Raw genomic sequence first — 25,236 nt, forward strand, 5'->3', positions numbered from 1 at the left:
AGGTATTGGATATGGGGCATTGGTCATTAGTTCACTAACAAATGACCAATGACAAATGACAATTGACTGTTACTTGTTTTGTTGCCAAGCCAAAACTTTTTCTGTTTCTGCCAAGGCTGGACTGATACCAAACCAGCGCCCCGTAGGATCGCGATATTCAAACAGATACATGCTTCTTAGTAAGCTCTGATAGTCAGACTCACCTTTAACTCTCTGCTGCTGTACTACTTCAAACAATAATTCCCACTGGGACTCATCAATAGCTAATAGCAGATCGTCGCGGTAGTCCTTAATCACGGCTTCTAAGCAGTCTCTAGAAAAAGGCGGATCTTGCCGTTGCAGGCAGCTATAAAGTAAGCCCAATAAGTTACGAATGTGACCACCACTAACGCGGCATAGACGATCCAAGGTTTGGGAGTGATCGAATAATTCTGTAATTAATAAAAGTCTGCTACTCAAAGGAACTTCTGGAAAAGCTCTAGCTAGAACTAACTGGCGTACTAGTGACATTCCTGGTTCGTAATCACTGCCATCTCTTTGCCGCACTAATACCATCGGCAGTACTTTTGGTGCAATTCCTCCCCCCAGACGATTTTTCAGTGTCTCATACTCACTGGAGAAAATTAATGTTAGGGGAATTGTGTAAACTAGGTGGCATTTAAGTCGGCGTAACTGTTCGCCTCGGTCAATGAAGAGATATTCTGGTTGCGATCGCCCGGATGCTAAAGGACGCATATCCACTCGATCCAAATTATCTACAATCACTACCAGTCCTTTTTGACCCCTTAGCTTTAGCTGTTCAACAGCCTTTTCTAAAATCTCTTCGTTAATCGCCTGCAAAATACTATTGGTACGTGGTTCTAGATATTGTCTTAGTTGATTCCGCATCTGGGTACTATCTTTGGTTTTGGCGGTAATTTTGGCAATACCCAAGGACAACTCTGCTTGTCCAGAAAGCTCTATGGGGCTTTGCAAAAAATCGCCTACTTCTTTAAACAAATTAGTAAAGTAACCAGGCTTGAGTTTGATGCTAATACTTTCTAAACTGGCACTGACTTGACGGGCTACACTCAGCAAAATATCGCTGATATCAATATCCGCCATGTCTAAGTCTTGGCTGGACTCAAAATAAACCACATGAAATCCTGCCAACTCTAATTCTGTCTTGAGGCGCTGCAATTCCGTTGACTTACCGCAGCCAATATGACCCGTAAATAACTGACAGGTTGGCTCATCAGGAGAAATCCGAATGATAGTTCGTTGCAATTCTTCGACAATCTTGCAACCACGTACATCAGCAAAATCTATGTAATACTGCCGATCTAGTACGTTACTTATATTTAGCGTGTAGCTAGGGTTACATGCTTTATAAAAACGTGACAAATTTAATGTCGTTTTCATGTATGTAGAGATTTATGTAGATGCAGTTTAGTTTGAATTTTTTATACAATTAATCCCTATCTAGGATGTAGATACAGGATTGACTCACAAGGTGGTAGTGTCTTGCAAAAGACAGCACTTTTTTCCAGATTACTGTCAGTAGTATGGTAGAGATTTAATTGATCCTAATAGCGAATGGCACTAAGATAATGCAAACCCATTATCTACAAAGCTTTTGGGTGTGGGGTGTAGGGTGTGGGGTATAGTGACGAATAACTTTATTTATGTTCGCACTTATTTTTACTTTTTTTGATTTTTTCCGAACCTACACCCTGTCCCCTATATCCATAGCTGGCAAGGGTTTCATCTTTTATTCGTGCCATTCGACCCGTCAGGTCTTAAGCATATCTGTCCTTTTTACACCTGCTATTGAGGTTTTGACAATCTCTCCCTTCTGTTTGACCTGCCACAAAATTATATGGCTGAGGGAGTAAGTAAAAAAAGCTACAATTTTTCATTGTTCTCAGTTTAGATAGCTGATGAGTCTGAATGGTATGAATTATAGCAAGGTATACAGAGATCCAGGAATACTTGTTTATCATTTCACATTCTATTTGTCAAGCAAGCAAAATCCCACATCTCTCAATTAATATTTTGTAATCTTTAAGGAAAAATCTTCAAAAATAACTTGTCAAAAAGACTACAGTCAGTTAAAAATGGACACCGGAAACTTTAATAGGAATAATGACTAGCGCCATAATCATTGTGTAGTTACTGTAAAGTGTTACTAAAAATAAAAAAAGTCTTGAGGAGAGCGGCTCAAAGATGCCAACAGTGTTTACTGAAATTAATAATGATACGAGCTTGTCAAGGAATTTAGATTGCAATCAAAAAGGGGTGTGAATGGCTGGCATAATATCAGTTTCCCGCACGCATCTAGCCCAGCGTCGTCAGAAATTGCGTCGGCAGCGGCAGATGAGAATTATTCAAGCTATTTGGCGAACCTTTGCCATTACTGGTTTGGCGGGTGGATTGTTCTGGGTGGCAGTCCAACCGGTGTGGATGCTAAAGGCTCCCAAACAAATAGTGATGAAATCAGGCAATAAATTGCTGTCGGATCAAACAACTCAGTCATTGTTGGTGCTGTCTTACCCTCAGTCTTTGTGGCGGATTGAACCGTCAGCGATCGCTAATTCTTTGAAGAAACAACCAACTATTGCCCAAGCGATCGTCAGACGCCGCCTATTTCCTCCTGGATTAATCATTGAAATCCAAGAACGAATACCTGTCGCGGTAACTCAAACACGTGGCAACAAAAAAGTAACAATCGGCTTGCTAGATGCAAGTGGGGCCTGGATGCCTTTAGAAAAATACACATCACTGAATCCCAATAGAAAATTACCCAATCTCAGAGTAATTGGTTCGCCAAATGAATACTGCCTCTACTGGACTCAACTCCATGAAGCTGTGAGCCAAAGTCCCGTGAAAGTGATGGAAATTGATTGCCAAAATCCAACAAATTTAATTTTGAAAACAGAATTAGGAAATGTGCATCTCGGTGTTCCAGGCCCCCAGTTATCTGAACAAATTAAGGTACTCGCCCAAATGCGCCATTTAGCAACAAAATTTAATTCCAGTCAAATAGAGTATATTGATCTGAAAAATCCCGAATTTCCATTAGTACAGATGAACCAAAAAGACCAAAAATTAACTCCCAAAATCCCTAAAAACATTTAGTATGTTTATTATTTTGATAGCTCCTAGTAAATTAAGAAGCTTTATGCTGATAAATATATTTATTATTTTCAGTTTTCCAGCAAATGGCCCGAAAATCGGCATTAACTTCTAATTAAAATGAGAAGATCAATTATAAAATCTCTATTGCGAGTAACAGACTCTCAATTGTTACCCTAACATCTAATAGTAGGGTGCAAGATGTCAGACAGTCTAATGATGGTCTATAGCGTACAAAACGCCTTCTGCCCATACATTCTTTGACTAAACCCAGTGCAAAAAAGAGAAAGTTGCTTGAGCTTTTCATTCAGATTCAGACTCGCGAACAGAGGTCACTGATGAGAACGGTTTATGCCGCCATCCAAGTGCAGAGGCAAAAAGGCTCTGGCTTTGGTCTGTTGAGGACACTTCCAAAGACAGTTTACCGAAGTTTCAATCTGTAACGATCCGCCCAAAGTTGCGTAAGCATTGTTTTTGGGCAATAAGTTTGGACTAATCTGTGCCGTAATTCCTATTAGGTGACGAAATCTCTTAGGAAATCTTGATTTGTTGGCCGCACTAGTGAGGGTTCTTGTAGGATAGACTATTGCTCCAACAAAGTGTCCATTGAGACGACCCAAACAACGAATTAATCAGGTATAGTCTGACAAGTAAATTCTTGCTTAGTTTAACTTAAGCATAAGTAAGTAGAAGGTAAATTTTGTGTCTAAAGTTGCAATCATCCCCAATGGTGAAACCTATTAACAATATTATTATTGAGGCAGAGAAGATACGCTGTAGTGTGTCTTTACAAGTTATGCCCGGTGCTGAGAATAATGAAGAGATTAATGTCTGGTTGAAGTTATACAGGTCAGTTTTAGATAAATATAGGTATACTTCTCTAGAATTGGCTGTGCGATCGGCTGTGTTAAAAGCTTATCCCATAGCAAATTTTCGCACTGCCAATTCTGTTAGGCTTGGCAGTAGTGAAAACAATAAAGAACAACGCCATAATATTGTGGCATTGTCAAACTAAAGTTGACTCTTAGGTGAATAACACCTGAAAAAGTCGTTTATCTACCCTTTCACAAATCCAATGACACTTGATAATAACCAAGGACTTAACTATAAAAATTCCCAATCTACGGGACAGCCAGGGTTCTCTCTGGCAGTTAACTCGACCAATCCCTTTAATAATTCTGGGCTGAACTTCGGGCAAAATCACGATAATAAGAAAATTTCTGCGGAAAATAGCCGAATTGGCGAGATTGTTCCTGGTCGGGTCGCCAACATCAAAGTGATTGGTGTCGGTGGTGGCGGTGGCAATGCTGTTAACCGCATGATCGAGTCTGATGTATCTGGGGTAGAGTTTTGGTCAATTAACACTGATGCCCAAGCTCTTACCTTAGCTGGCGCTCCAAGTCGATTACAAATTGGGCAGAAGCTAACACGGGGTTTAGGAGCAGGTGGTAATCCTGCGATCGGTCAAAAGGCAGCTGAGGAATCACGGGACGAAATTGCTACGGCTTTAGAGGGTGCAGATTTAGTATTTATCACTGCTGGTATGGGGGGTGGTACTGGGACGGGTGCAGCACCAATCGTGGCAGAAGTGGCCAAAGAAATGGGCGCTCTCACTGTTGGTGTAGTCACACGTCCATTTGTTTTTGAGGGACGCCGCCGCACCAGTCAAGCGGAACAAGGTATTGAAGGACTAAAAAGTAGAGTAGATACACTGATCATTATCCCCAACAACAAACTGCTGGAAGTAATCCCCGAACAAACGCCTGTGCAAGAAGCTTTTCGTTATGCAGATGATGTGCTGCGTCAAGGGGTGCAAGGTATTTCTGATATCATCACGATCCCCGGTTTAGTAAACGTTGACTTTGCTGATGTCCGAGCAGTTATGGCAGATGCGGGATCGGCATTGATGGGAATTGGCGTTAGTTCTGGAAAATCTAGAGCTAGAGAAGCTGCGATCGCAGCTATTTCTTCACCATTACTAGAGTGTTCTATTGAAGGCGCTAGAGGAGTTGTATTTAATATTACGGGTGGTACTGATCTGACTTTGCATGAAGTGAATGCAGCCGCAGAAGCAATCTATGAGGTAGTTGATCCCAACGCCAATATTATTTTTGGGGCTGTAATTGATGACAGGCTTCAAGGAGAGGTAAGAATTACTGTAATTGCCACCGGATTTACAGGTGAAGTGCAAGCTGCGGTACAACAAAGCGTGGCTAACGTTCGAGTAGCACCTAATACCTCGAAGCGTCCAACAACACAGCAACCCGCAGTTAATACCCCAACCTCAACTCCAAGTTCAACTCCAACCCCAACTCCAATTCCAGAACCAAAGGAAAAACCTGGATTAGATATCCCTGATTTTCTGAGAAACCGACGTACACCAAGGAATTAAAAGATTTGGGATTTTAGATTAACTTAGCAGTCTCAGGTCAGGCTGAACGGTGTATAAAATTTGCTACTTCCACCAGGGTTTTACCAAGGGTAGGGATAAGCAATCTTTTGCTGTACCCAATTTTGCCAATTGGTAAAAAAACTTGTCAACGCTACTTTATAGAATGAATTTGGGCAGGAGTCTACTGGCTTGCGTGTCCAGCTATGCTTTCAGAACAAAACAATAGGAATACCTGCCCAACTATGGATGCATCACCGATAGCGCAGTGTTAGCGAGTCATAGAGCGTCACACCCGATTCTAGACATCAATACATCTACCCCTCGCGATCCACTAAACTCATATTCCGTACAAGTAAATATATTTACTTAAAACACGTAGCGTAGGGAACCAGCCCACGCAAGTGTCCGAAAGAAGTCTGTTTGCTGGGGAATAGGACATCAAACAAAAAAATAAATGTAAATTATTTTTGAATTTTTAGTGTCTGTTCAATCCATTGAATAACCTGATGACCAAGGCGAGTACCATCTAGGCGGTCAATCTCACGAATCCCGGTAGGACTAGTGACGTTAACTTCAGTTAGGTAGCCACCGATAACATCAATACCCACAAAAATTAAGCCGTCTTGGCGTAAGCGTTCGGCTAGTTGGGTACAAATTTCATACTCTCTTGGGGTAATTTCAGTTTGAGCAACTGTACCACCAGTTGCCATATTATTGCGAAAATCAGTTCCACTAGAGAGGCGATTGAGCGCACCAATTGGTTCGCCATTGAGCAAGATGATTCGTTTATCTCCTTCTTTTGCCTCCGGTAAATAGGTTTGTACCATTACTGGCACTTTACCTTGGAGGGTACTGAGTTCAACAATGGAGTTAAAATTGCGATCGCTTGATTGCAAAAACAAAATACCTTCCCCAGCTTTGTTACCCAGTGGTTTGAGAACCCCTGCCCCCTTTGCTTCCACAAATTGCCGGATAAACTGCTTATCAGCACTGACAATCGTTTCTGGAATCGCTTTGGTAAACTGGAGGGCATACATTTTTTCATTTGCCCCTCGGATGCCACTGGGACTGTTAATCACCAGGGTTTTATTTTGGTCAATGTAATCCAGAATGTAGGTGGCATATAAATAGGAATCATTGACAGGTGGATCTGTCCGCATAAATACGGCGTCCATTGTCTCTAAAGAAGTTAATAAGGATTCGCTCAACTTATACCAAGGATTCGCCGCTACCCAGCGTCCCTCCACCAACTGCACTGGTACAAGTTCGACTCGCTGTAGGACAGCCCAAGCTTTGCCCTCCACCACACTCAGCAGATTTGCCTGAGTCACCCAAACTTCATGTCCCAGAATTTGCGCTGCTTCAATTAGGGCAACACTGGTATCATGACACGGGTCAAGTAGATGGATGGAATCAATGATAAAAGCCAGTTTCACCCTTTATACCTCAATCACCAAGAAATTAAATCGTTATTCAATTATTATCCCTTGATGATCTTAGCAATTGATGTACATCTGTACTACTGAGTAGAACTGGAGGGTAAAGTCTTGTGGACAGATATCGGTTTTGTCGGGAAAAAGCCCGTAGACAAGGCAGCACGTTGTTTTTCTATAGTTGTAGCGACTGCCGTGTATATTTGCAGCGGCTTGTCGCTAGTGCAATACCTTCTGAATCTATACGCTATTGCTAGAAGTTAGTAACTCATCCAGCTTGCCTTGACTGTCTAAAGCATGGATATCATCACAACCACCTACATGATTATCATTGATGAAAATTTGCGGTAAAGAGCGCCGTCCATTTGCCCTTTGAGCCATTTTATTTCTGGCTGCTTCATCTCCATCAATACTGTATTCGATAAATTCAACACCCTTGTTTTTCAGCAAACTTTTGGCACGGACACAAAACGGGCAAGTCCTCCAGGTGTAAATTTCTACTTTTGCAGCCATGATGTCCTCAACTTGATTTAATACTTTTTAATTTTAGAGCTTTGCCACTGACTGTGGCTGCTTTATCCCTTCATAACCTAATCTACAGAAGCAGTGAATATGGACTGCAAAGTTAATGCTAGCCAAATATGTGAGAGTTGTTATTTTTTATCCGACTTAAAAAACTAATAATATTTCAGTTTAAATGCTGGGAATACCAGTAATTGTATTGAGATTGTTTCTATCATTCAACTTTTTTTGAGTACTAAGCGCTAGTTAAAAAGCAGGAATTTTCTAGGCGAGTTTTAATTTCGCATTTCTTACCTCTAACAAATATGGGTTTAGAAGTGCTTATGCTCCTCTAAACCCATGTATTTAAGACCCTTCCTACTAAAACTTAGCTGTGCGGTTTAAGTTTAGGAAAGATTTTTTTTGTTTTTCTTCTGGAGTCCGAAAACACCCAAGCCTAATAATCCTAATGCTGCGGTTGCACTAGGTTCAGGTACTTTTCTCGGTTGAGGTTCAGATACAGGAGGTTGATAGTAAGGCGCGGGAGCTGGCGCGGGTGCGGGTGCAGGTGCCGGAGCTGGTGCGGGTGCCGGAGCTGGTGCTGGTGCAGGTGCCGGAGCTGGTGCGGGTGCAGGTGCCGGAGCAGGAGCAGGAGCTGGTGCCGGAGCAGGTGCAGGTGCAGGTGCCGGAGCTGGTGCGGGTGCAGGTGCAGGTGCCGGAGCCGGAGCAGGAGCTGGTGCAGGAGCTGGTGCCGGAGCTGGTGCCGGAGCAGGAGCAGGAGCTGGTGCAGGAGCTGGTGCCGGAGCAGGTGCGGGTGCAGGAGCTGGTGCGGGAGCAGGAGCTGGTGCGGGTGCGGGTGCGGGTGCTGGTGCTGGTGCTGGTGCGGGAGCAGGCGCTGGAGTTGGTGCTGGTGCTGATGTTGGTGATATACCTGCGAGTTTGCTACTTCCCTCACGGCTAGAACCTGGAAGTCCTACACTCATTACACGCAAGCCAAAGTCTTGATTTAAAAATTGATCGAGAGTTAAGGCTGCTGTACTGTGAGATAGGACAAAGGTCGCTGTTTGAAAGTCGTCACCGCCGTTTATACCTTGGTGACCAATTTCTACACCATATTCAAATGTGTGGGTATTTTTATCACCCTTTAGATTGGCTTGACCGACACTTTCAAGCTTTCCGTTGGTGTTATATGCAGTCTCCGTTATGGGTACGCCCAAACCTGTGACTTTGAGGCCAGATAGAAGCGAGTTATCTTTAATGTTGAAGAAGACTCCGCGTATGTCGCCGATATTTTTGTAGGTTGAGTCAGTTAAAAATTCCACTTTAAACTGAACATTTCCGGCACCCGCTACAGTGTCATCTAGAGTGTATCTAACTTGCAGCGGATCGCCTGTAAAGTTAGTGGCAGTGAAACTCATAGAGGCGGCATTAGCAGGGTTGAACGAAGAGGTAGATACAGCTATACCCGCAGCCGCTATCAAAGAAGATCCTAGCCGAATAGAAAATACTCTTGCCATGATGTGATGTACTAAATAATAGTCGTTATATGCAGAAATTTTTGTTAATTTCAACTTCAATTTTCTCCTTATATTTTTTAAGTGTCTGCTGTTTTTCACAGATTTATTGATATCTTTATTTATGGGTTTATTTATATAAGTAATTATTGAATAGACAGTATTAACACTTAGATGAACAAGTTTGTTTATCACTAAAAATATTAATTTTTTTTTGCCATATACTGCATGTGCAACAAATACTATAAGAATAAATACCGTTTAATATTGGCTTTATAAATTGAAAAAAGTTTGCACTGCAAAGTAGGCTTATTCAATGCCTATCGCATAAGAGCTTTTAAAGATTATGTGTGGACGAGACAATAAAAATGCTTTCCACAAAAAGTAGAACTAATTTAAGCAACCATAGATTTTACCAGAGGGTTGAGTCAGGTGTATTTACCTAACTCAACCCTCTGGTAATTGCCGAAGGTATTGTCTAACTGCTTAAATTCGCTTATCGACGTATCCAGCCGTTGATTGTAAAACGGCTATCAGCAAAAGCTTTAGACGGACAAATCACAGGCTTCACTTCGTGCATATATCGGCTGATGAAAAATACAATACTATTGTTGCGCGCTTCAATAGTCTTAAAAGACTCTGCATTGACATAAAAGTTATTTTCAATTTTGCTGTCATAAATTAGCAATTCACCGCCAGAAAACTGCTTTGGCTCTCGATTAAAGTAATAAACGTATGTGAGTTCTCTTGTAGCCGTTTCTGGGCTGCCATTATCATTGTGAATTTTGTAATAATTACCATCATTGTGTGCTGTCAGTTGACTTTCTATTTGAGATACCGAAAATGATGGTAGCCCTAATTTGCTAATTACATCAGGAATCATCTCCTGAATACGCTTGATAATCAGATCAGCAAATTCGGGAAACGAGTAGAGAACCATTGACTGGCGATAATCTTTATCTTGGGTAGAAGTATTAGTCGGCAAAAAATCTGACTTTTTGTCTAACACATATTTAATTAATCGTTCATATTCTTTCTGAGATAAAAAGTTATCTATTTGTATATAATTAGAATTTAAAATATCAGTAGATGGAAGTTGCACATCTTCTACTTGCTGTATCCAAATAGGAGGTTCTGTTACTACACCCACAAGGCGATCGCTTGAAAAACACAAAGCAGAATGACCTTCATTTATGGGAAGTTGAAATAAAGTGTGAGAAGCAGACTCTTGTTTATAAGCACGACCCACAATTGTTGTTAACAGACTATGTAGTACAGGTGCATCTGATTTTAAATAAACAGTATATTGATGTCCTCCAGTTAAAAGAAGCTGAACTTTGACATCTTTAGACTCTCCCAACTCCTGCGAAGGTGATTGCATAAACTTTGCCTGCTATGATGTTAATAGCTGGGACACTTATTAAAAGTCATACTGAAAGGCTAATATAGCGCTCCAATTCCAAACATATAAAATGCCCAGTAATCAATGGTTCTAGCACGTATTTTCTAATATTGTCATTCAGCAAATTCCACATAAACTGCATAAACTGCTAAAGCTTACTGAAGTAGTAATATTATTCATCTTCAAAAGTTAATGCCGTAGTCAAGACAACTACGGCATTAATAATGCTAATTCAAAAATTTATTTTCCGTATTTACCGAGAGTCAACAGCATATTGAATCAACTGGCCAAGGCGCTGACGTAGGGTTTCTAATCCCAAGCGCTGACTCGCAGAAATAAATACCGCGAGGGGGAATTCTTCTCTAGCTAGGGCTAGTGTCTCACTATTGGCTTGATCGATCTTGTTAAAAATCACTAGCGCCGGGCCAGGAGTTATTGGCATTTGTGCCAAAATTTCTCTGACTGAGCGAATATGACGCAACCAAGCAGGATGAGACAAATCTACCAAATGTAGTAGGGCATCAGCTTCTGTGACTTCCTCCAAGGTGGCGCGGAAGGCATCCATTAACGATGCAGGCAGTTCGTGTATAAACCCTACTGTATCTGTAATCAGAATTTCCTGATGTTCATTGGTTTCGCCATAAGGAATCACTAGGCGACGGGTAGTGGGATCGAGAGTGGCAAATAACTGGTCGGCTGTATAAACTTCTGCATTCGTGAGAGCATTCAGCAAAGTGGACTTGCCAGCGTTGGTATATCCAACTAAAGCCACTGAAGGAACTTCTCGATGCTGCCGTCGCTGCCGTAACCGCGAACGATGGGCTTGCAACTGAGTTACTTCTTTTTGCAGTCGAGAAATGCGCTGCCCAATGGCACGGCGTTCAGTTTCCAGTTTGGTTTCACCAGGGCCACGAGTCCCAATACCACCACCCAATCGGGACATGGTGCGACCTCTACCAGCCAGTCGCGGTTGCATGTATTCTAACTGTGCTAGTTCTACTTGCAACTTACCGGCACGAGACTGAGCGCGTTGGGCAAAGATATCCAAAATTACTTCGGTGCGGTCAACCACCCGGATACCAATTTGCATTTCTAAGTTGCGGACTTGGGAGGGTGAGAGGTCGCGGTCGAAGACAACGAGGTTGACTCCTAGTGTTTGGGCAGTTAGGGCAATTTCTTGCACTTTACCTTCGCCAACTACAGTTTGGGGATGAACGCGCGATCGCTTTTGTTGTATTGTCTGTAATACATCTCCCCCAGCGGTATCAACTAAACGTGCCAATTCCACTAGGGTATCTTGGAATTGTAGGGGAGTCACCTCACTGGTCATCAGCCCCACAATTAGCACGCGATCGTGGTCAGCATCTACTTCCTGGGCGATAAATTCGCGCTGGAATTCCGCTTCCAGATTTTCTACCAAGTCTACTAAATCCTGGTCTGCCAGATCGTCCAAGTCCAGAGGTGGCGATATATTCCAACTTGGGGATTGGATTTGTTTAGAGTGAGCGAAGCCGAATTGGCTTTCCTCTACTTTGACAGCAGCAGGACTAGGAATCAGGGTGCGAGAGTCTTGGGGTGTCAGATGAGCTAGATAAGCTTCTTTGACATACCCAGTTGCACCGCCTCCCCGCCGTGTAAATCCCGTTCCGGTAATATTTAGGACAACTAGGGCATCTAAGCGTTGTAGTGCCATTGCCGTGAGCGCCGCTTCATTAGGCGGTTCTGGCTTGAGATGGGTGGCAATACAACGAATACCACTGAGTCGTTCTGCACCATAACGGGGCAATTCCATCGGTGGTATTTGCGTTTGACGCGGTGTGCCTACCCCGACGCGAATCACTTGTCCGCGACGGTTGATGTAGGCGCACACAGGCTGATTGACTTCTGTGCTAATTGCTGCCAGACGCTGGGAAAACTCAGGCGTGGTGATGCGATCGCCTGGTATGCGCTGGTGATACAGCCGCTGTAGTTGCTTCAGCTGGCTGGACTTCAGACCTTGGAGATTTCCAAAAATAGTTTCTATAGGCGTTTATGACCAGTAAAATGGCCCCCCGAATCCTTATATGTCTATTTTACAACAGGGTTTAGGCTCCTATCTCTCTCCTTTGAGGGATGCGTTATGAATTTGTTCGCGGTGGGTATTTATTTGACGCTATGGCGGTTCTTAGTTGAGTCCAATAGAGACCTAACCTCCAACCCCTTCCCTACAAGGGAAGGGGAGTAAGATTGAAATATATTAGTTTTAAGCATTCGCTAAATCAGATATAAGTTCCTCTTCTGTTAAATCAATCATCGCGACACCATAGCAGTGTAAATTAAGTAAAAAAGTTACCCTATCTATACCTGCTAACTGTGCAGCTAAACCAGAAGAAATACGTTTCATTTCAAATAGTTTAACTGCCATTGCCATTTTTGCTTCTTGTTCAAACTGTTCTCGCGTTTGCTGTAAGGCATCTGGTAAAGTTTCTGGATAGTCAATTTTAAGTTGGGACATGATTTTTATCACGATGATCGCATTTAATTTTCAGTCGTCATAAAGTCCTTCGTCTTCTGCTGCGTAGCCGTTCAAAAAAGCATCATGACTGCGAGTGCTTTCGGGTTCTTCCACATGAATTATGTTGTCATTCTCAGTTTCCCAATCTTCACCATCCAAAACCGAGAATTCTGTTAATTCAGGGTCGTTCAAAAAATCTTCGCCTGTGGCGGCCATAAAAGGTTCTAATATTTTGTGACGTTCTGCCAAAGATAGGCTAGCAATTTCTTGAAGAGATAGTTTTTTTTGCTCTTGGGCGTTTTCTGACATTTGATTTGTGTTCCTGAAGATGGGTTAACTTTATATTTAGTAATCTATCGGCATCGCTTTTAATTTCATCTGTCTAAAACTATCGCTACATCTTTTGTTGAATTAAAACTTGAAAGCGCTCATCTTCTCTAATACCATCAAAACCTGAGTCAGTTTTTGCCATCTCACGATATTCGTCAGGATTTATGTTGATAGCCTGCTGTAGATTTTCAATTGCTAATTGGACATTGTTCTGTGAAGCATAACAGGAAGCATTGTTGTACCAAGCGGTATGATTATCAGGTTTAATCTCTATAACTCTATCAAAACTGGCAATAGCTTCTTCATAGCGCTCTAACTTCATTAGTGCAAAGCCTTTATTAGACCAGCAAACGTAGTCCTCATATTGAAATTCAAGAGCTTTATTGTAACTTTCTATAGCCTCTTCATATCGACCTAAGTAATAAAGTGCAAAACCTCTGTTTGTCCAGGCTAATTCAAAATCTGGTTTAATTTTAAGAGCTTTTTCAAAATTTAAAATAGCTTCCTCAGCTCTTCCTAAATCGAATATTACAGACACTTTTTGATTATTAAAATTGTCAAGTGAAAACCCTATTTCCAGCCCTTTCTCATAAATAGAAATTATTCCTTCACAAGAGTATTTTTTAAGCAATAAATAGCCTCGGTTATTTAAGGATTGGTAGTGTTCTGGTTGTATTTCTAGTACTTTGTCAAAACTGGCGATCGCTTCATCATAACGAACTAAGCTGTATAAAGCGTAACCTCTATTCTCCCAGCTATAGTGGTAGTTCGATTGAATTTTTAGCGCTTGGTCAAAACATGCGATCGCTTCTTCATTGCGTCCTAAGTTAAATAGCGCATTACCTTTACCGTTCCAAGCTTCGTAGTCATCTGGTTTAAATTTCAGTGCTTGTTCAAAAGATGCGATAGCTTCTTCATAACGTTGCAGCTCATCACACAGCAAAAAACCTCGATTATTCCAAGCTACATAATCATCCGATTCAATTATTAGTGCTTGGTCATAGGATACGATCGCTTCTTTATGGAGTCCTAAATTGCCTAGCGCAATGCCCCGATTCCCCCAAGCTTGGTGGTCATCTGGTTTAATTTCTAATACTTTATCAAAAGATGTAATAGCTTCTTCATGGCGTTCTAAATTGCCTAGCGCAATACCCCGATTTCCCCAAGCTTGGTGGTCATCTGGTTTAATTTCTATTACCTTATCAAAGGATGCGATTGCTTCTTCATGGCGTTCTAAACTGCGTAGTGCAATGCCCCGGTTGCCCCAAGCTTGGTGGTCATCTGGTTTAATTTCTAGTACCTTATCAAAGGATGCGATGGCTTCTTCATTACTTCCTAAATTACGCAGCGCATTGCCTCGGTTGCCCCAAGCTTCGTGAAAATCTGGTTTAAATTTCAGTGCTTGGTCGTAGGATGCGATTGCTTCTTCATTGCTTTCTAAATTACGCAGCGCATTGCCGCGATTGTACCAAGCTTCGTGAAAATCTGGTTTAAATTTCAGTGCTTGGTCGTAGGATGCGATTGCTTCTTCATGGCGTTTTAAATTGCCTAGTGCAATGCCCCTATTGATCCAAGATTGATGGTCATCTAGTTTAATTTTCAATACCTTATCGAAGGATGTAATGGCTTCTTCATGGCGTCCTAAACTGCGTAGTGCAATGCCCCGGCTATAGCAAGCTTGGTGGTCATCTGGTTTAATTTCCAGTACCTTATCAAAGGATGCGATGGCTTCTTCATAACGTCCTAAACTTCCTAACGCATAGGCCCTATTGATCCAAGCTGCATACAATTTAGGTTTAATTGTCACTGCTTGGTCGTAGCATATAATTGCTTCTTCATAGCGTCTTAAATTTCTTAACGCAATTCCCTGGCTATTCCAAGCTACGTGAAAATCAGGTCTAATTTTAACTGCTTGCTCATAGGATATAAGAGCGGCTTCATATTCCTTAAAAGTAACTAATAGTCTTCCTAGTCTATGTAACAGGCTTGCCTTTCGACTATCCATCTGATGTTTTTCTGTCAGCAGTTCTTGAATTTCCAGTACTTTCTCTATCTTTTTTTCCGGGCTGAGTTTCAAATATTCCTCGTAGTCTGTTTCATCTAATAAGCGAGATGATTCTTCATCTACCACTTCTGGTGTTGTAGGTAATTCAAATACCCCAGAACGCCAATCAAAAAAATCTGGGGCACGATGAATAAAATAGTTTAACGAAAATGAACGTAAAAGAAAAACAAAGCTAATGGTAAAGTCATCTCTAAAGCGTTCTCGCTGTTGGTTTAAGTGATTTAAAATATGCGGAACACTGGTTAAATTACTAAATTGTCCTTCCGTAATTTCGCCAAAACTTCTTTTTTCATACTTGTATAAAGAATATTCCAGACCTTTAATTAGTAAAATATCAACTTGCTTGTCTTTAACAAACTCTGCTACTGGCTGATATAAATTATCAATCGACTCGACAAAGCGCAAAACTGCAATCTTCTTCTGTGGAATCTCTTGGGGAAGTTTGACGATAAACTTGTCTGCTTCCACAGGTGTACATTGGACGAAAAACAAACCAAATCCTGATTTTCGCTTCAGTGCGCGAAGCAAGTCTTGATAAGCTTCTTCTGGTTCTGGGGGTAAATCATCATCCCAATCACTTAAATTTGGGTTCATGAAAGTTTTGCTACGGCTTCTTTAAATTCTGGAATTCCTTGAATCAATGGATGAATATCATACCAACGCTGCATCTCTCCATCATCATCTAAATAGCGGTATTCTAAAAGACAACGGTTATACATCAAACTCCGATACAAGTCATCATTAATAATCCGCTTAGAACAAGACACTTCCGCTAACAGACACCATTGATGATTTTCCACAGCGCGGCGATAAGTATCTCTGGCTTGAGTAATTGCTCGTCGCACCGCCTTTTCTGAAACAGGTAACTCTTCAGTGCGTCCAATAGCATCTTGAGTTAACAATAGCAAATTTCTCACATGACCTCCACTCATTAAACAAAGTCTGTCTAAGGTTTGGGGACTGTCGAAAATTTCTGTTTCTAGTAATAGTTCGGGTGCAATTTGCCGGACTCGTTTGTTAATTACTTCCTTAACTTTCTTCAGTCCTGGCTGGTAAATGTCTCCCTTGAGAGTATTTACCATAATCATCGGCAAAAGTTGGGGGTCGCCGTAGATATCTCTGAGGTCTGTTGCCCTGGTAGAATAGACCATTGAAATCGGGACAGTGTAAATCAAATGGCAATCTAAAGCTTGGAGTTGTTCGCTACGGTCTAAAAAGACTTCCTCATAGTTGGTGCGGCCGTCCCCGTCTTTGACTAACACCATCCGGTCTAAATTATCGACAATTACCGCCAGTTTATTGTAGCCATTAGGTAAGTGCTGTTTTGCATCCACCAGAAACTCATTTAACACCTGAATTAAAGTGACGGTGTGAGGATCAATTTTCTGGCGAATCTTCTGGCGTAATTCAGGAACAGCTCTTAAATTTGCGAGTCAACTTGGCGAATTGAGCAAGCTGCACTTCTACAGCCATCTTCTCAAATTCTATGGGAGTCAGCGCCAAATCTTTTAAATCTACCCAACGATCTTTCAACCAGTCGAGTATTGGACGAGGACTAGCAATTCCTTTTAAATCTTTGAGCAAACGGCGGGTACAGGCGAGGAGAATATCTGTATATTGGGCATCTTCAGAATCGATATCCTCTTCATCAGCCGCAAAATAGACAACATAAAATTTCCGATTTTCTAAATACTTCTTTAACCTGAGTAATTCTGTAGACTTCCCCGCACCTCGATGACCAGAATATAATTGGCAAGTATTTGTATTTGCCAATTGCATCCGATTTCCCAACTCTTGCAAAATATCGGCATCTCCCCGCACATCCTGACAATCTACATATTTTGGATCGCCTGCGGGTAAGGGTTCAAAGGGGTTAAAGGCGTTGTAGAGGTTTGCGAGTAGGTCAGTACTATTAACCATAGGTAAAAAATATAGCAATGATGCTCATAATAATTGAGATCATACAGAATTGAGGTAGATGAATCCAGTTCAAAGACTCGTTAACGGAGTTCAGAGGTAGATGAATCCAGTTCAAAGACTCATTAACGGAGTTCAGAGGTGGATTCATCCAGTTCAAACACTCGTTAACGGAGTTCAGAGGAGGATTCATCCAGTTCAAATACTCGTTAACGGAGTTCAGAGGTGGATGAACGCACCTCAAATAGTCGTTAACGGAGTTCAGAGGTGGATTCATCCACTTCAAATACTCGTTAACGGAGTTCAAAGGTGGATGAACGCACCTCAAATACTCGTCAGCAAAAAACTACTACGAGATGGAAAAATTTCTACTTACTTATTCTTACAAAAGACAAACTGGGGTTAGAGTCTTGCGCCAGCGCTTCACCGCTGTTTGTAATTCTCCCGACAACCAACTATCAAATTGCGGATAAATCGGTAAACGCGCTACCAATTCCCACCCCGCAGGTTGTAAAATTTCTCTCAATGCCTGTTCCTGAACATGAGGATAATCGGGATTTACTTCATCTTTTGGCCCTATTCCACCCAAATCTCTCGCACCAGCTTCGATACAAGCGAGTAACCATCGGTCATCTTTAACTAAATTGGGCGGAATTTGAATCGTAATATCTGGCGGTAAAATCTGACGTGCTTTAGCAATTACTTCTGGTAAATGATGAGGATCAAAAGGTGGTGCATCAAAGGTTTGCTGATATCCTGGACTATGAGGTTGCAAGATAACTTCTTGAATATGGTGATAACGTTGATGCTGTTCAGATATAGCTGTCAATGTTTCCCACCAATCATCAGCCGTTTCCCCAATTCCCAACAGTAACCCAGTTGTAAAGGGAATTTGCAACTCTCCCGCCCATTGCAATTGTTGTAAACGAACTTCTGGTAATTTACTCGGTGCGTGCCGATGTACACTATTTAACAATGTTGGCGTTAACTGTTCCAACATCAGCCCCATCGAAACATTTACACGCTTGAGCTTTTGCATTTCTTCAAAACTCAGTGGCCCCGCGTTTGTGTGAGGTAAAAATCCCATTGAAAGCGCTAATTCACACAAATCATAAATCCGCTCAAACCACGCCTGACGCTTTGGCGAATGGGGATGTACTTCACCACTAAGTATGAGAATTTCACAGACTTTTTCGTTTTGAAGTGGTTTTAAAATACTGTCTGCATCTGAAAGACTCATCCAGGGACTTTTACCCGGTTCGCTGCGAAAGTTGCAGTAACTACATCGATTAAAGCACTCGTAAGTGGGAACGATTGTATAAGCAGGGCTATAGGTGACAAGACGAGAATTATTAATTGACATAAGCAGAATAAATTTGCTCTTAGTAAGCAGCCCCAGATTTATTTTAAGGGCTGGAGACACTGACTACAAACCTTTAATTATTCACGCCCACTTATTTATTAGAAGAACAAGAACTATTTTGCTTTGTAAATTTCTGGTAACTGCCACCAAGGAATATGAGGATACTCGTGGTGTTCTTCGTGATAGCCAAAATGATAGCACGTGATAAATGACCACCAAATTGGACGGTTAATCGTTTGGGCACAATGAGGCTGAATATAACCTCCAATAGGTTCACTATGTGGGAGGAAAGTACCAAAATAAAATAATTGCAATGAACTTAAAATTGAAGGATATACCCAGAAATAATTTAAATTATCACTGGGTATATGGAGTATATGTTTTGCAAAGTTATAAATAATAGAAAGAGCAATTATTTGTCCCCAACTCCAGTAACCTTTCATAAAATGTAAATACCAAGCAAAGAAGTTTTTGTAGTTACCATTATGAAAATCTGGGTCTATTTGAGTTGCTGGATTTTGATGGTGTAACCAATGCTTTTTCAATAATTTTTTATATGGTAAAAGACCATAAAGAGATAGGGTTAATGTCCCAATAAGATGATTAATTTTGCTGTTGTGGGGAAACACTACCCCATGCATAGCATCATGAGATGTAATAAATAATCCTGTATATAAAAATGTTTGCCAAGCGATGCTAGGCAATAGCATCCAAAGTTTTAACTTGGAGATGTCAAGGGGAAGTAATAAACTCAAGCTAATGATCCATACACTAACAATGACAATAGCAATGAAAAGTGCTTTAAACTGAGATTTACTTTTCACTACTGGAGTCAGTTTTGTTTGATGACTGGGTGGTTGTTCTAATTGAATCACGCTTTTACTCCGCCTAGTATTCAGGTGAAAATCCCTAAAATATAGTCACCATAAAAAGCACTAACCACCAGCCAGAAAACTCTATTAGTGGTCAGTGTTTTGCATTGGATGGTGCCAACACCTTAATATATTTAGAAATATTAAGATACTTTAACTATTATTACACATACAACCGCCATACCAACAACTGTTTTTGGTATGGCGGTTGGATTATGTAAGTCATAGTACTGATAGCTTTGGTGATTATAAAAACTAGTGTTTTTAAAATGGGGCTTTTTAAACAGCCGAAGTCTGGGAAAAAGGCGGTAACATAATTAGCGTCAAGAGTAGGGCATGAAGTGGAGTAATTTTTGCATGATGCTGTAGCCGTTGAGATCCCAAACTAATGTAGGCTAAAAACCGATCTTTGACAAGCGATCGCTCCAACGTTCAGACCAAGGATTAAACCTTAACTCTAAGGATGAGATTTCCAAGCTTTTCAGGAAACACTTTGAAGTTAGCGAAATAGTATTTATAATGTCAATTAGAAAATTTACTGATTTTTATTATCCAAACTAACAAAGATAAAATAATAAGTATGGCTCCTAGTAAGCTCAAAATCTGGAGCCACTTACTACAAGAGAATGCTCATAATTACTCGCATTCTCGTTTAGTCACATAGTGGCGGTAACGAAACATCGCTTCTAATTGCGCTTGCACTAACCAACCACTGACAAATTCAACAGTTCCTCCACCAGGCATAGAGAAGGAAATAGCGTCAGTTAATCTGGTTTTGCCATTTTCTGATTCAAATTCATGTCGATGTACCCACGATTCAAAGGGGCCAGATATCTGTTCGTCGGTAAACAGGCGATATTGTTCGCATTCGGTATGACGCGCTAACCAAGTTAAGGGTAATGGCCCGAGAAACAAGCGAAATTCGGTGATAGCACCCACGTTCAGTCCTCCTTCACGACGAACCACTTGGACTGGCTGCCAAGGTGGATTCAACAGTTGCAAAATATCTGGCCTTTCGTGAAATTTCCAAACTACTTCTGGTGAGGCATTAATGATTGAGGAATGTTTAAAGTGCAGCATGGAAAGAAAAACCTAAAATTCAACTTTCGGATTCAGTATCAATCTCGATATCTAGGGTATCTTCATCAACCCGCACATACAAAATATTTGGGTTACAACAAACTTGACAATCTTCAACGTAAGATTGCTGTCCTCCAGCACTCAAATCAATAAAAGTTAAGTTTGGTTCGCCGCAATAGGCGCAGTAATACTCAGCTGTGTTTTGCATCAATTCATGGGTACTGGGTACTGGGTATTGGGTACTGGGTATTGGGTATTAACTTTTAATTCCTAGTTTCTATTCCCCAGTCCCTAGTCCCTAATCCCCAATACTGGCTGTAATTCTTTTGGGGATGGGTTGATATAACTCTGAGCATCAGCCAAATGCTTTAGTAGTGTAGACTGTGGCAGAGGCCCTTGCAAGTGGCTCCAGGGTAATACTTGTTCTGTTGACCATTCGGCGTGGACGTAGAAATCTAAGTCGGGGATTTGTCCTTTGAGTTGCTTGAAAGCACGTTTGTAGCTACCCAAGGAATCGCCAAAGTCACGAGTAAGTTCGAGAAGTTGGGAGAGTCTGCGATCGCCTCTCGATAACAAAGCCTGTATAATCGACCAATTATAGCTTTCTGGGCGAAATTCTATCCCCTGTGGTTTTAGCTGTTTTTGCAAAAACTGCAACCGCTTTTCTGCTTGCCGATTCACCCCAAACCATTGAAACGGTGTGTGTGCTTTGGGTACAAAGGTACTGCATCCGTATGTTAAGCGCAATCCCGGCGCAGCTTTTTTGATATTACGCATCATCGCCACAGTTTGCTCTAAATCTTCAGCTTCTTCACCAGGAATTCCTGCCATTCCGTAGAGTTTCAAGCTTTTTAATCCGCCAGCTTTGGCATTTATCGCTGCTTGAATAATTTCATCGTTATGCAGCTTTTTGTTGACGATTTGGCGGATTTTCTCGGAACCACTCTCTACTGCAATGGTAAGCGATCGCGTGTCTCGTTTCGTCAAAGTTTCTGCTAACTGCACTGTTACAGTATTAGTTCGCACTGAAGCAATACTGAGACGGACATCATCATACTTTGGCTGACTAATATAATCTAGCAAAGTCTCAAATTCTGGATGTTGAGTGACTGAAGCCCCTAATAATCCTAGCCGATTTGTGACTTCTAAACCTTTTGCGATCGCTGGAATCAATGAATCTTCCAGACTAGCTGTTCTAAAAGGCAGTGTGAGATAACTCGCCAAACAAAAGCGGCACATTTCTGGACAACTTCTCACCACTTCCACCATGTAAATATTTTCCCATGCGGCTTTTTCGGTGACTACAGTGGATGCCGATAGAGTATTTCCCCGGTAAGTTTGCTTTTGCACCACTGCGGGAATTTCGGGAGAAATTGGTTTAATAGACTTTACTTCACCATCTTTTGTGTGATATTCCACCTCATACAAACTGGGTACATAAATTCCTGGTATTTGTGCAAGTCTTTTTAGTTGAGTTTGTCTGGAGGCATTTCTTACTTCTTTGTAAGCCTCAATAAAATTCCCTAACAGGGTTTCGCCATCCCCCAGTAAAACGACATCAAAAAAATCTGCAAAAGGTTCGGGGTTAGCAGTGAGAACTGGGCCACCACCAAAAATTATCGGATGAGAATCATCACGAGAGGTTCCTCGAATAGGAATTTCTAAAGATTCCAGTAAATTTAAAATATTCACATAATCCAGTTCCCACGAAATCGAAAATCCCACAATTTCCGGCGTTCTAGGGAGTTGTTCGCGAGTATCTGTAAACAGGCGACTAACCTGCACATCATCACGCATTGCCAAGGTTGCCCACACCACCTGATAGCCAAGGCTAGTGATACCTACGCTGTACTCGTTGGGAAAGGCGAAGATTATGGGGATAGCGTTGGTGTCTGGGGTGGTGGGTATAAAAAGGAGGCGTTCAGAGTCAAATACAGATGATGTCACAGGTGTTTGTTAGAGGCAAGTTTATCTATATTTAATTTTAAGCCATAGAATAATTAAGTTAAAAATCAATGTTATGGCGTTAGCAAGAATAATTGGCAAGGATTGTAAATAAATTCCATAGATTAGCCACAAAAAAACACCACTTATAAATGTCATCAGCGTAACCAAAGAAACATCTTTTGCTGATTTTGTTTGCCAAGTTTTAAACATCTGTGGCAAAAAAGAAATTGTGGTTATTGTGGCGGCAGCTAATCCTAGAACTGTCAGAAAATCCATGTTTAATTATTTATATTAAGTTGCAATATTATACATCACCGATCGCCCTTGCCTGCTTAATACAACGCTATCTGAGACATTTTACACTGTTGAGCGATCGCTACAACAGATTAACAACAAGATTCTGACTTATTTAATCAGTCGGTAATCTAAAAATGTATCATGGTCTTAGCAAGAATAATCGGTAAAAATTGTAATTTATGTATATTAACCACCAAAAAAGACCAATTATAAATGCAATTAGCATGACAAAATAAAACTCATTAAAGGATATGTGATAAACACTAGCAAAACCGATGGATTAATTCTTCACGAGACAACTGCAACAGTAAAGGCGTAAACTCTTCTGGCGGTAACGATAATAAAGGTTCAATAATTGCTTGAAGCTCATTATCTATGTCACCAAAGCGAACTTTGAGCAAGTTTTCCACCACCAAGCGTTCTCCTTGCTGAATTCCTGTTTGGAGTCCTGTTTGGAGTCCCCGTTGTTCTCCTTCTTGTATCGCCTGTTCTCGGTCTTGTTGGTAAAGTGGTGCTAAGCTGTTCCACATTTAAATTGCATAAATGGTAAAATAGATATATCCGTGTCTATAGCGTTATCATGCCTGCTAAAGGGTTTCTAGCTCAATCTCAAAAAGACAATTTACAAAAAGCTTTAAAAGATAGCGATCGCTCTCAATTTATACAGAGAATATTGATGTTACTTCTGATGAATGATGGAAAAACTTATCAGGAGATAAGTGAATTTTTAGGCTGTTCATGTAGAAGTGTAGCATATTGGTGTGTTCATGGTGATCCAGACAATTTAGAAAGTCTAAAAGATGGCAGGAGAAAAGGAAATTACCAGAAAGCAACAAATGAATATATTAAATTATTAATGGAAGTTATTGACAAAGAACCAAGTGAATTAGGCTATGAATTTGGACGATGGACAACAGCAAGATTAGCTACATATTTAGACAAAAGAACTGATATTAAGTTAAGCGGAGAACAAGTCAGGAGAATATTAAAGCAAAAAAAGTATGCTTACCTTTGGGCAAAATACAGTCTAGAGGATAAGCAAGATCCGATAAAAAGAGAGGTCTTTAAAGAAAAACTGCTTGGATATCTAGAAGCTTCAAAGTCTTGCCCTGAAAGGTTACAAGTCTGGTTTTGGGATGAGAGTGGTTTTAGTCTCAGGGTAATTAGACGTAAAAATTGGAGCAAAAAAGGTTCGAGTAAAAAAGTAACAGGTCAGAGGAGTCGCGGGCGTGTAAATATAATGGGAGGAGTAAGATATCACGACAGCAAGAGAATGTGTTATTTCATTGAGAAAGGGAATGGTGAAATTTTTTATGCGCAGTTAAAAAAATTAAATGAATTTGTGAAAAAAGAATGGGTTTTAGCAGGAAATCTAGAATCTAATTTTTCCGAGAATGGCCCAGTAATTTTAATTATTCTGGATAACGCTAGTTACCATAAAAAGAAAGTAATTATAGAGGCAATTGAGAAAGAGTTGCCAAACATTCAACTATATTTTCTGCCGGCATATAGCCCAGATATGAATTTAGTAGAATTGGTATGGCATTCAGCTAAAGAATATGTAGCCCACAGGTTATTTAAATCAGTCGATGAACTAAAAAATTTACTTGATAAGCTGTTAAATCAAGGAGAATTAATTATTAAATGGGGAAGAAAAATTAAGAATAAGGGTAATATTACTATTGCAACTTAAATGTGGAATAGCTTAATCGCATAAGTAATTCCCTATCTTCCTCGTCTTGATTTTGAGTGACTTGTAAGTTTTGTTGCAAGTTGTACAGCAATTTTAACGCTGCTTTTCGGAAAGGATTATCAGGAGTAAGTGCTTCTAGTTCGTCAATTGCTTGCTTTTGAACGTTTCCCTTACCGATGATTATCAGCCATAAGGTTTCTGAGATAGATGGCAACTGATGAATTGTTACTATCGCGGTACGCAAATACTCTGGCATGAAGTATATTCCAGGCAGGTAGTCAAGTCGCTTCGCTCCAATTAAAAATTAAAAATTATTAATTAAAAATTGCAATCAGTGGGGGCTTGTACCCCAAATTAATTAAAAATTATTCTTCTTAATTTTTAATTAAAAAAAGTCATCTTTTGGGTTAGCACCAAATCCTGATAAGAGTTATGTGGATGCTATGGGGGTAAGAATCCATAATTTTGGTAAATCAGATTCTAGAATACGAGTTTTATTCCGATTTGCTTGTCGTTGTAAATCGCCACGCACCTCTAATAATTTTAAGAGACAATCGCAAATTTCTGTAGCTGAAGCTGCGTTACGAAAGGGTTCAAGTAGAGAAGGGGTAGTGACAATTTTACCTAATAATCCGAGTGTTCCTGGTATGTCTCTTGGTTGTGGTTTGGGAATGAAATAAACATCAATCTGTCTAACTTCTCCTGCGACTCGTCTAGGTGCTTGGACTTCGCCGTAAGGAGTGAGTAATTGTTCGAGGTAGTCTTTGGCAAATTGGTCATGGATGAATCTGGTCATGTTGGTAGTTTGGTGATGCAAACCAG

At 40.8% G+C, this 25,236-nt stretch carries 22 protein-coding genes and 2 pseudogenes; 5 read left to right on the plus strand and 19 right to left on the minus strand.

Annotation, left to right across the window (positions count from 1 at the left end; all coding sequences use genetic code 11):
• Positions 1-69: 69 nt before the first annotated feature.
• Positions 70-1,401 (minus strand): P-loop NTPase fold protein, encoded by a 1,332-nt coding sequence (locus tag CDG76_RS16415; RefSeq protein ID WP_094350063.1) that lies wholly within the window; start codon positions 1,399-1,401, stop codon positions 70-72.
• Positions 1,402-2,283: 882 nt separating this feature from the next.
• Between CDG76_RS16415 and CDG76_RS16420 the strand changes: the two genes are divergently transcribed.
• The 3 genes from CDG76_RS16420 (at position 2,284) to ftsZ (ending at position 5,506) form a co-directional block, all read left to right on the plus strand.
• Complete coding sequence (locus tag CDG76_RS16420) at positions 2,284-3,117, plus strand: cell division protein FtsQ/DivIB (RefSeq protein ID WP_094350064.1); 834 nt, start codon at positions 2,284-2,286, stop codon at positions 3,115-3,117.
• A gap of 724 nt (positions 3,118-3,841) precedes the next feature.
• Positions 3,842-4,129, plus strand: coding sequence for a hypothetical protein (locus tag CDG76_RS16425; protein WP_223265257.1), 288 nt, complete (start codon positions 3,842-3,844; stop codon positions 4,127-4,129).
• 60 nt (positions 4,130-4,189) lie between these two features.
• The gene (ftsZ, locus tag CDG76_RS16430; RefSeq protein WP_094350065.1) at positions 4,190-5,506 is read left to right on the plus strand and encodes a cell division protein FtsZ; all 1,317 of its coding nucleotides are present in this window, start codon (positions 4,190-4,192) and stop codon (positions 5,504-5,506) included.
• Between the two features lie 461 nt (positions 5,507-5,967).
• Here ftsZ and gshB read toward each other — a convergent pair whose 3' ends face one another.
• From gshB to CDG76_RS16510, 15 genes and pseudogenes are all read right to left on the minus strand, one after another.
• Positions 5,968-6,942: a glutathione synthase gene (gshB, locus tag CDG76_RS16435; protein WP_094350066.1), complete on the minus strand. Its 975-nt coding sequence runs from the start codon at positions 6,940-6,942 to the stop codon at positions 5,968-5,970.
• 237 nt (positions 6,943-7,179) lie between these two features.
• Positions 7,180-7,452 (minus strand): glutaredoxin 3, encoded by a 273-nt coding sequence (gene grxC, locus CDG76_RS16440; RefSeq protein WP_094350067.1) that lies wholly within the window; start codon positions 7,450-7,452, stop codon positions 7,180-7,182.
• Positions 7,453-7,847: 395 nt separating this feature from the next.
• Complete coding sequence (locus tag CDG76_RS39105; RefSeq protein ID WP_143854106.1) at positions 7,848-9,011, minus strand: PEP-CTERM sorting domain-containing protein; 1,164 nt, start codon at positions 9,009-9,011, stop codon at positions 7,848-7,850.
• Positions 9,012-9,450: 439 nt separating this feature from the next.
• Positions 9,451-10,335 (minus strand): 2OG-Fe(II) oxygenase, encoded by an 885-nt coding sequence (locus CDG76_RS16450; RefSeq protein WP_094350069.1) that lies wholly within the window; start codon positions 10,333-10,335, stop codon positions 9,451-9,453.
• 274 nt (positions 10,336-10,609) lie between these two features.
• On the minus strand, positions 10,610-12,379 hold the full coding sequence (hflX, locus tag CDG76_RS16455) for a GTPase HflX (RefSeq protein WP_094350070.1): 1,770 nt from the start codon (positions 12,377-12,379) through the stop codon (positions 10,610-10,612).
• 219 nt (positions 12,380-12,598) lie between these two features.
• Entirely contained in the window at positions 12,599-12,853 is a 255-nt protein-coding gene (locus tag CDG76_RS16460) for a UPF0175 family protein (protein ID WP_190240898.1), read from the minus strand.
• A gap of 27 nt (positions 12,854-12,880) precedes the next feature.
• A complete protein-coding gene (locus tag CDG76_RS16465; RefSeq protein WP_094350072.1) occupies positions 12,881-13,159 on the minus strand; it encodes a hypothetical protein in 279 nt (92 codons plus the stop codon).
• 85 nt (positions 13,160-13,244) lie between these two features.
• Entirely contained in the window at positions 13,245-15,839 is a 2,595-nt protein-coding gene (locus tag CDG76_RS16470; protein ID WP_094350073.1) for a tetratricopeptide repeat protein, read from the minus strand.
• Positions 15,836-17,165, minus strand: a pseudogene (locus CDG76_RS16475) (ATP-binding protein). The gene CDG76_RS16470 and the pseudogene CDG76_RS16475 overlap by 4 nt, the downstream one beginning before the upstream one ends.
• 379 nt (positions 17,166-17,544) lie before the next feature.
• A complete protein-coding gene (cofG, locus tag CDG76_RS16485; RefSeq protein ID WP_094350075.1) occupies positions 17,545-18,525 on the minus strand; it encodes a 7,8-didemethyl-8-hydroxy-5-deazariboflavin synthase subunit CofG in 981 nt (326 codons plus the stop codon).
• Between the two features lie 113 nt (positions 18,526-18,638).
• Positions 18,639-19,400, minus strand: coding sequence for a beta-carotene ketolase CrtW (crtW, locus tag CDG76_RS16490; protein WP_094350076.1), 762 nt, complete (start codon positions 19,398-19,400; stop codon positions 18,639-18,641).
• Between the two features lie 633 nt (positions 19,401-20,033).
• Complete coding sequence (locus CDG76_RS16495) at positions 20,034-20,477, minus strand: SRPBCC family protein (RefSeq protein ID WP_094350077.1); 444 nt, start codon at positions 20,475-20,477, stop codon at positions 20,034-20,036.
• A gap of 19 nt (positions 20,478-20,496) precedes the next feature.
• Positions 20,497-20,685: a CPXCG motif-containing cysteine-rich protein gene (locus CDG76_RS16500; RefSeq protein ID WP_012411100.1), complete on the minus strand. Its 189-nt coding sequence runs from the start codon at positions 20,683-20,685 to the stop codon at positions 20,497-20,499.
• Between the two features lie 83 nt (positions 20,686-20,768).
• Positions 20,769-22,424: a radical SAM protein gene (locus CDG76_RS16505; RefSeq protein ID WP_094350078.1), complete on the minus strand. Its 1,656-nt coding sequence runs from the start codon at positions 22,422-22,424 to the stop codon at positions 20,769-20,771.
• Between the two features lie 21 nt (positions 22,425-22,445).
• Positions 22,446-22,700 carry a SemiSWEET transporter gene (locus tag CDG76_RS16510; RefSeq protein WP_094350079.1) on the minus strand — a complete coding sequence of 85 codons (255 nt, stop codon included), beginning with the start codon at positions 22,698-22,700 and terminating at the stop codon, positions 22,446-22,448.
• Between CDG76_RS16510 and CDG76_RS37355 the strand changes: the two genes are divergently transcribed.
• Positions 22,637-22,828 (plus strand): hypothetical protein, encoded by a 192-nt coding sequence (locus CDG76_RS37355; protein ID WP_190240903.1) that lies wholly within the window; start codon positions 22,637-22,639, stop codon positions 22,826-22,828. The two genes, CDG76_RS16510 and CDG76_RS37355, sit on opposite strands and share 64 nt — an antisense overlap.
• 156 nt (positions 22,829-22,984) lie before the next feature.
• Here CDG76_RS37355 and CDG76_RS16515 read toward each other — a convergent pair whose 3' ends face one another.
• A complete protein-coding gene (locus tag CDG76_RS16515) occupies positions 22,985-23,251 on the minus strand; it encodes a hypothetical protein (protein ID WP_094350080.1) in 267 nt (88 codons plus the stop codon).
• A gap of 50 nt (positions 23,252-23,301) precedes the next feature.
• On the opposite strand from CDG76_RS16515, the gene CDG76_RS16520 reads away from it, so the two are divergent.
• A complete protein-coding gene (locus CDG76_RS16520; RefSeq protein ID WP_094350081.1) occupies positions 23,302-24,414 on the plus strand; it encodes an IS630 family transposase in 1,113 nt (370 codons plus the stop codon).
• Here CDG76_RS16520 and CDG76_RS16525 read toward each other — a convergent pair.
• Positions 24,401-24,670: a hypothetical protein gene (locus CDG76_RS16525; RefSeq protein WP_190240870.1), complete on the minus strand. Its 270-nt coding sequence runs from the start codon at positions 24,668-24,670 to the stop codon at positions 24,401-24,403. The genes CDG76_RS16520 and CDG76_RS16525 overlap by 14 nt on opposite strands.
• Before the next feature lie 177 nt (positions 24,671-24,847).
• A pseudogene (locus CDG76_RS16530) lies at positions 24,848-25,210 on the minus strand (hypothetical protein); the annotation flags it as partial.
• Positions 25,211-25,236 lie beyond the last annotated feature (26 nt).

The sequence above is a fragment of the Nostoc sp. 'Peltigera membranacea cyanobiont' 210A genome (assembly GCF_002246015.1).
GTDB lineage: Bacteria > Cyanobacteriota > Cyanobacteriia > Cyanobacteriales > Nostocaceae > Nostoc.

Coding starts and splice junctions, on each gene's coding strand:
- CDG76_RS16520 (WP_094350081.1), top strand. CDS start 23,302: ATGCCTGCTAAAGGGTTTCTAGCTCAATCTCAAAAAGACAATTTACAA.
- CDG76_RS16515 (WP_094350080.1), bottom strand. CDS start 23,251: ATGTGGAACAGCTTAGCACCACTTTACCAACAAGACCGAGAACAGGCG.
- CDG76_RS16500 (WP_012411100.1), bottom strand. CDS start 20,685: ATGCAAAACACAGCTGAGTATTACTGCGCCTATTGCGGCGAACCAAAC.
- CDG76_RS16420 (WP_094350064.1), top strand. CDS start 2,284: ATGGCTGGCATAATATCAGTTTCCCGCACGCATCTAGCCCAGCGTCGT.
- CDG76_RS16415 (WP_094350063.1), bottom strand. CDS start 1,401: ATGAAAACGACATTAAATTTGTCACGTTTTTATAAAGCATGTAACCCT.
- CDG76_RS16495 (WP_094350077.1), bottom strand. CDS start 20,477: ATGCTGCACTTTAAACATTCCTCAATCATTAATGCCTCACCAGAAGTA.
- CDG76_RS16425 (WP_223265257.1), top strand. CDS start 3,842: ATGGTGAAACCTATTAACAATATTATTATTGAGGCAGAGAAGATACGC.
- grxC (WP_094350067.1), bottom strand. CDS start 7,452: ATGGCTGCAAAAGTAGAAATTTACACCTGGAGGACTTGCCCGTTTTGT.
- CDG76_RS16510 (WP_094350079.1), bottom strand. CDS start 22,700: ATGGATTTTCTGACAGTTCTAGGATTAGCTGCCGCCACAATAACCACA.
- CDG76_RS16450 (WP_094350069.1), bottom strand. CDS start 10,335: ATGCAATCACCTTCGCAGGAGTTGGGAGAGTCTAAAGATGTCAAAGTT.
- CDG76_RS16465 (WP_094350072.1), bottom strand. CDS start 13,159: ATGTCAGAAAACGCCCAAGAGCAAAAAAAACTATCTCTTCAAGAAATT.
- CDG76_RS16470 (WP_094350073.1), bottom strand. CDS start 15,839: ATGAACCCAAATTTAAGTGATTGGGATGATGATTTACCCCCAGAACCA.
- cofG (WP_094350075.1), bottom strand. CDS start 18,525: ATGTCAATTAATAATTCTCGTCTTGTCACCTATAGCCCTGCTTATACA.
- ftsZ (WP_094350065.1), top strand. CDS start 4,190: ATGACACTTGATAATAACCAAGGACTTAACTATAAAAATTCCCAATCT.
- CDG76_RS16525 (WP_190240870.1), bottom strand. CDS start 24,670: ATGCCAGAGTATTTGCGTACCGCGATAGTAACAATTCATCAGTTGCCA.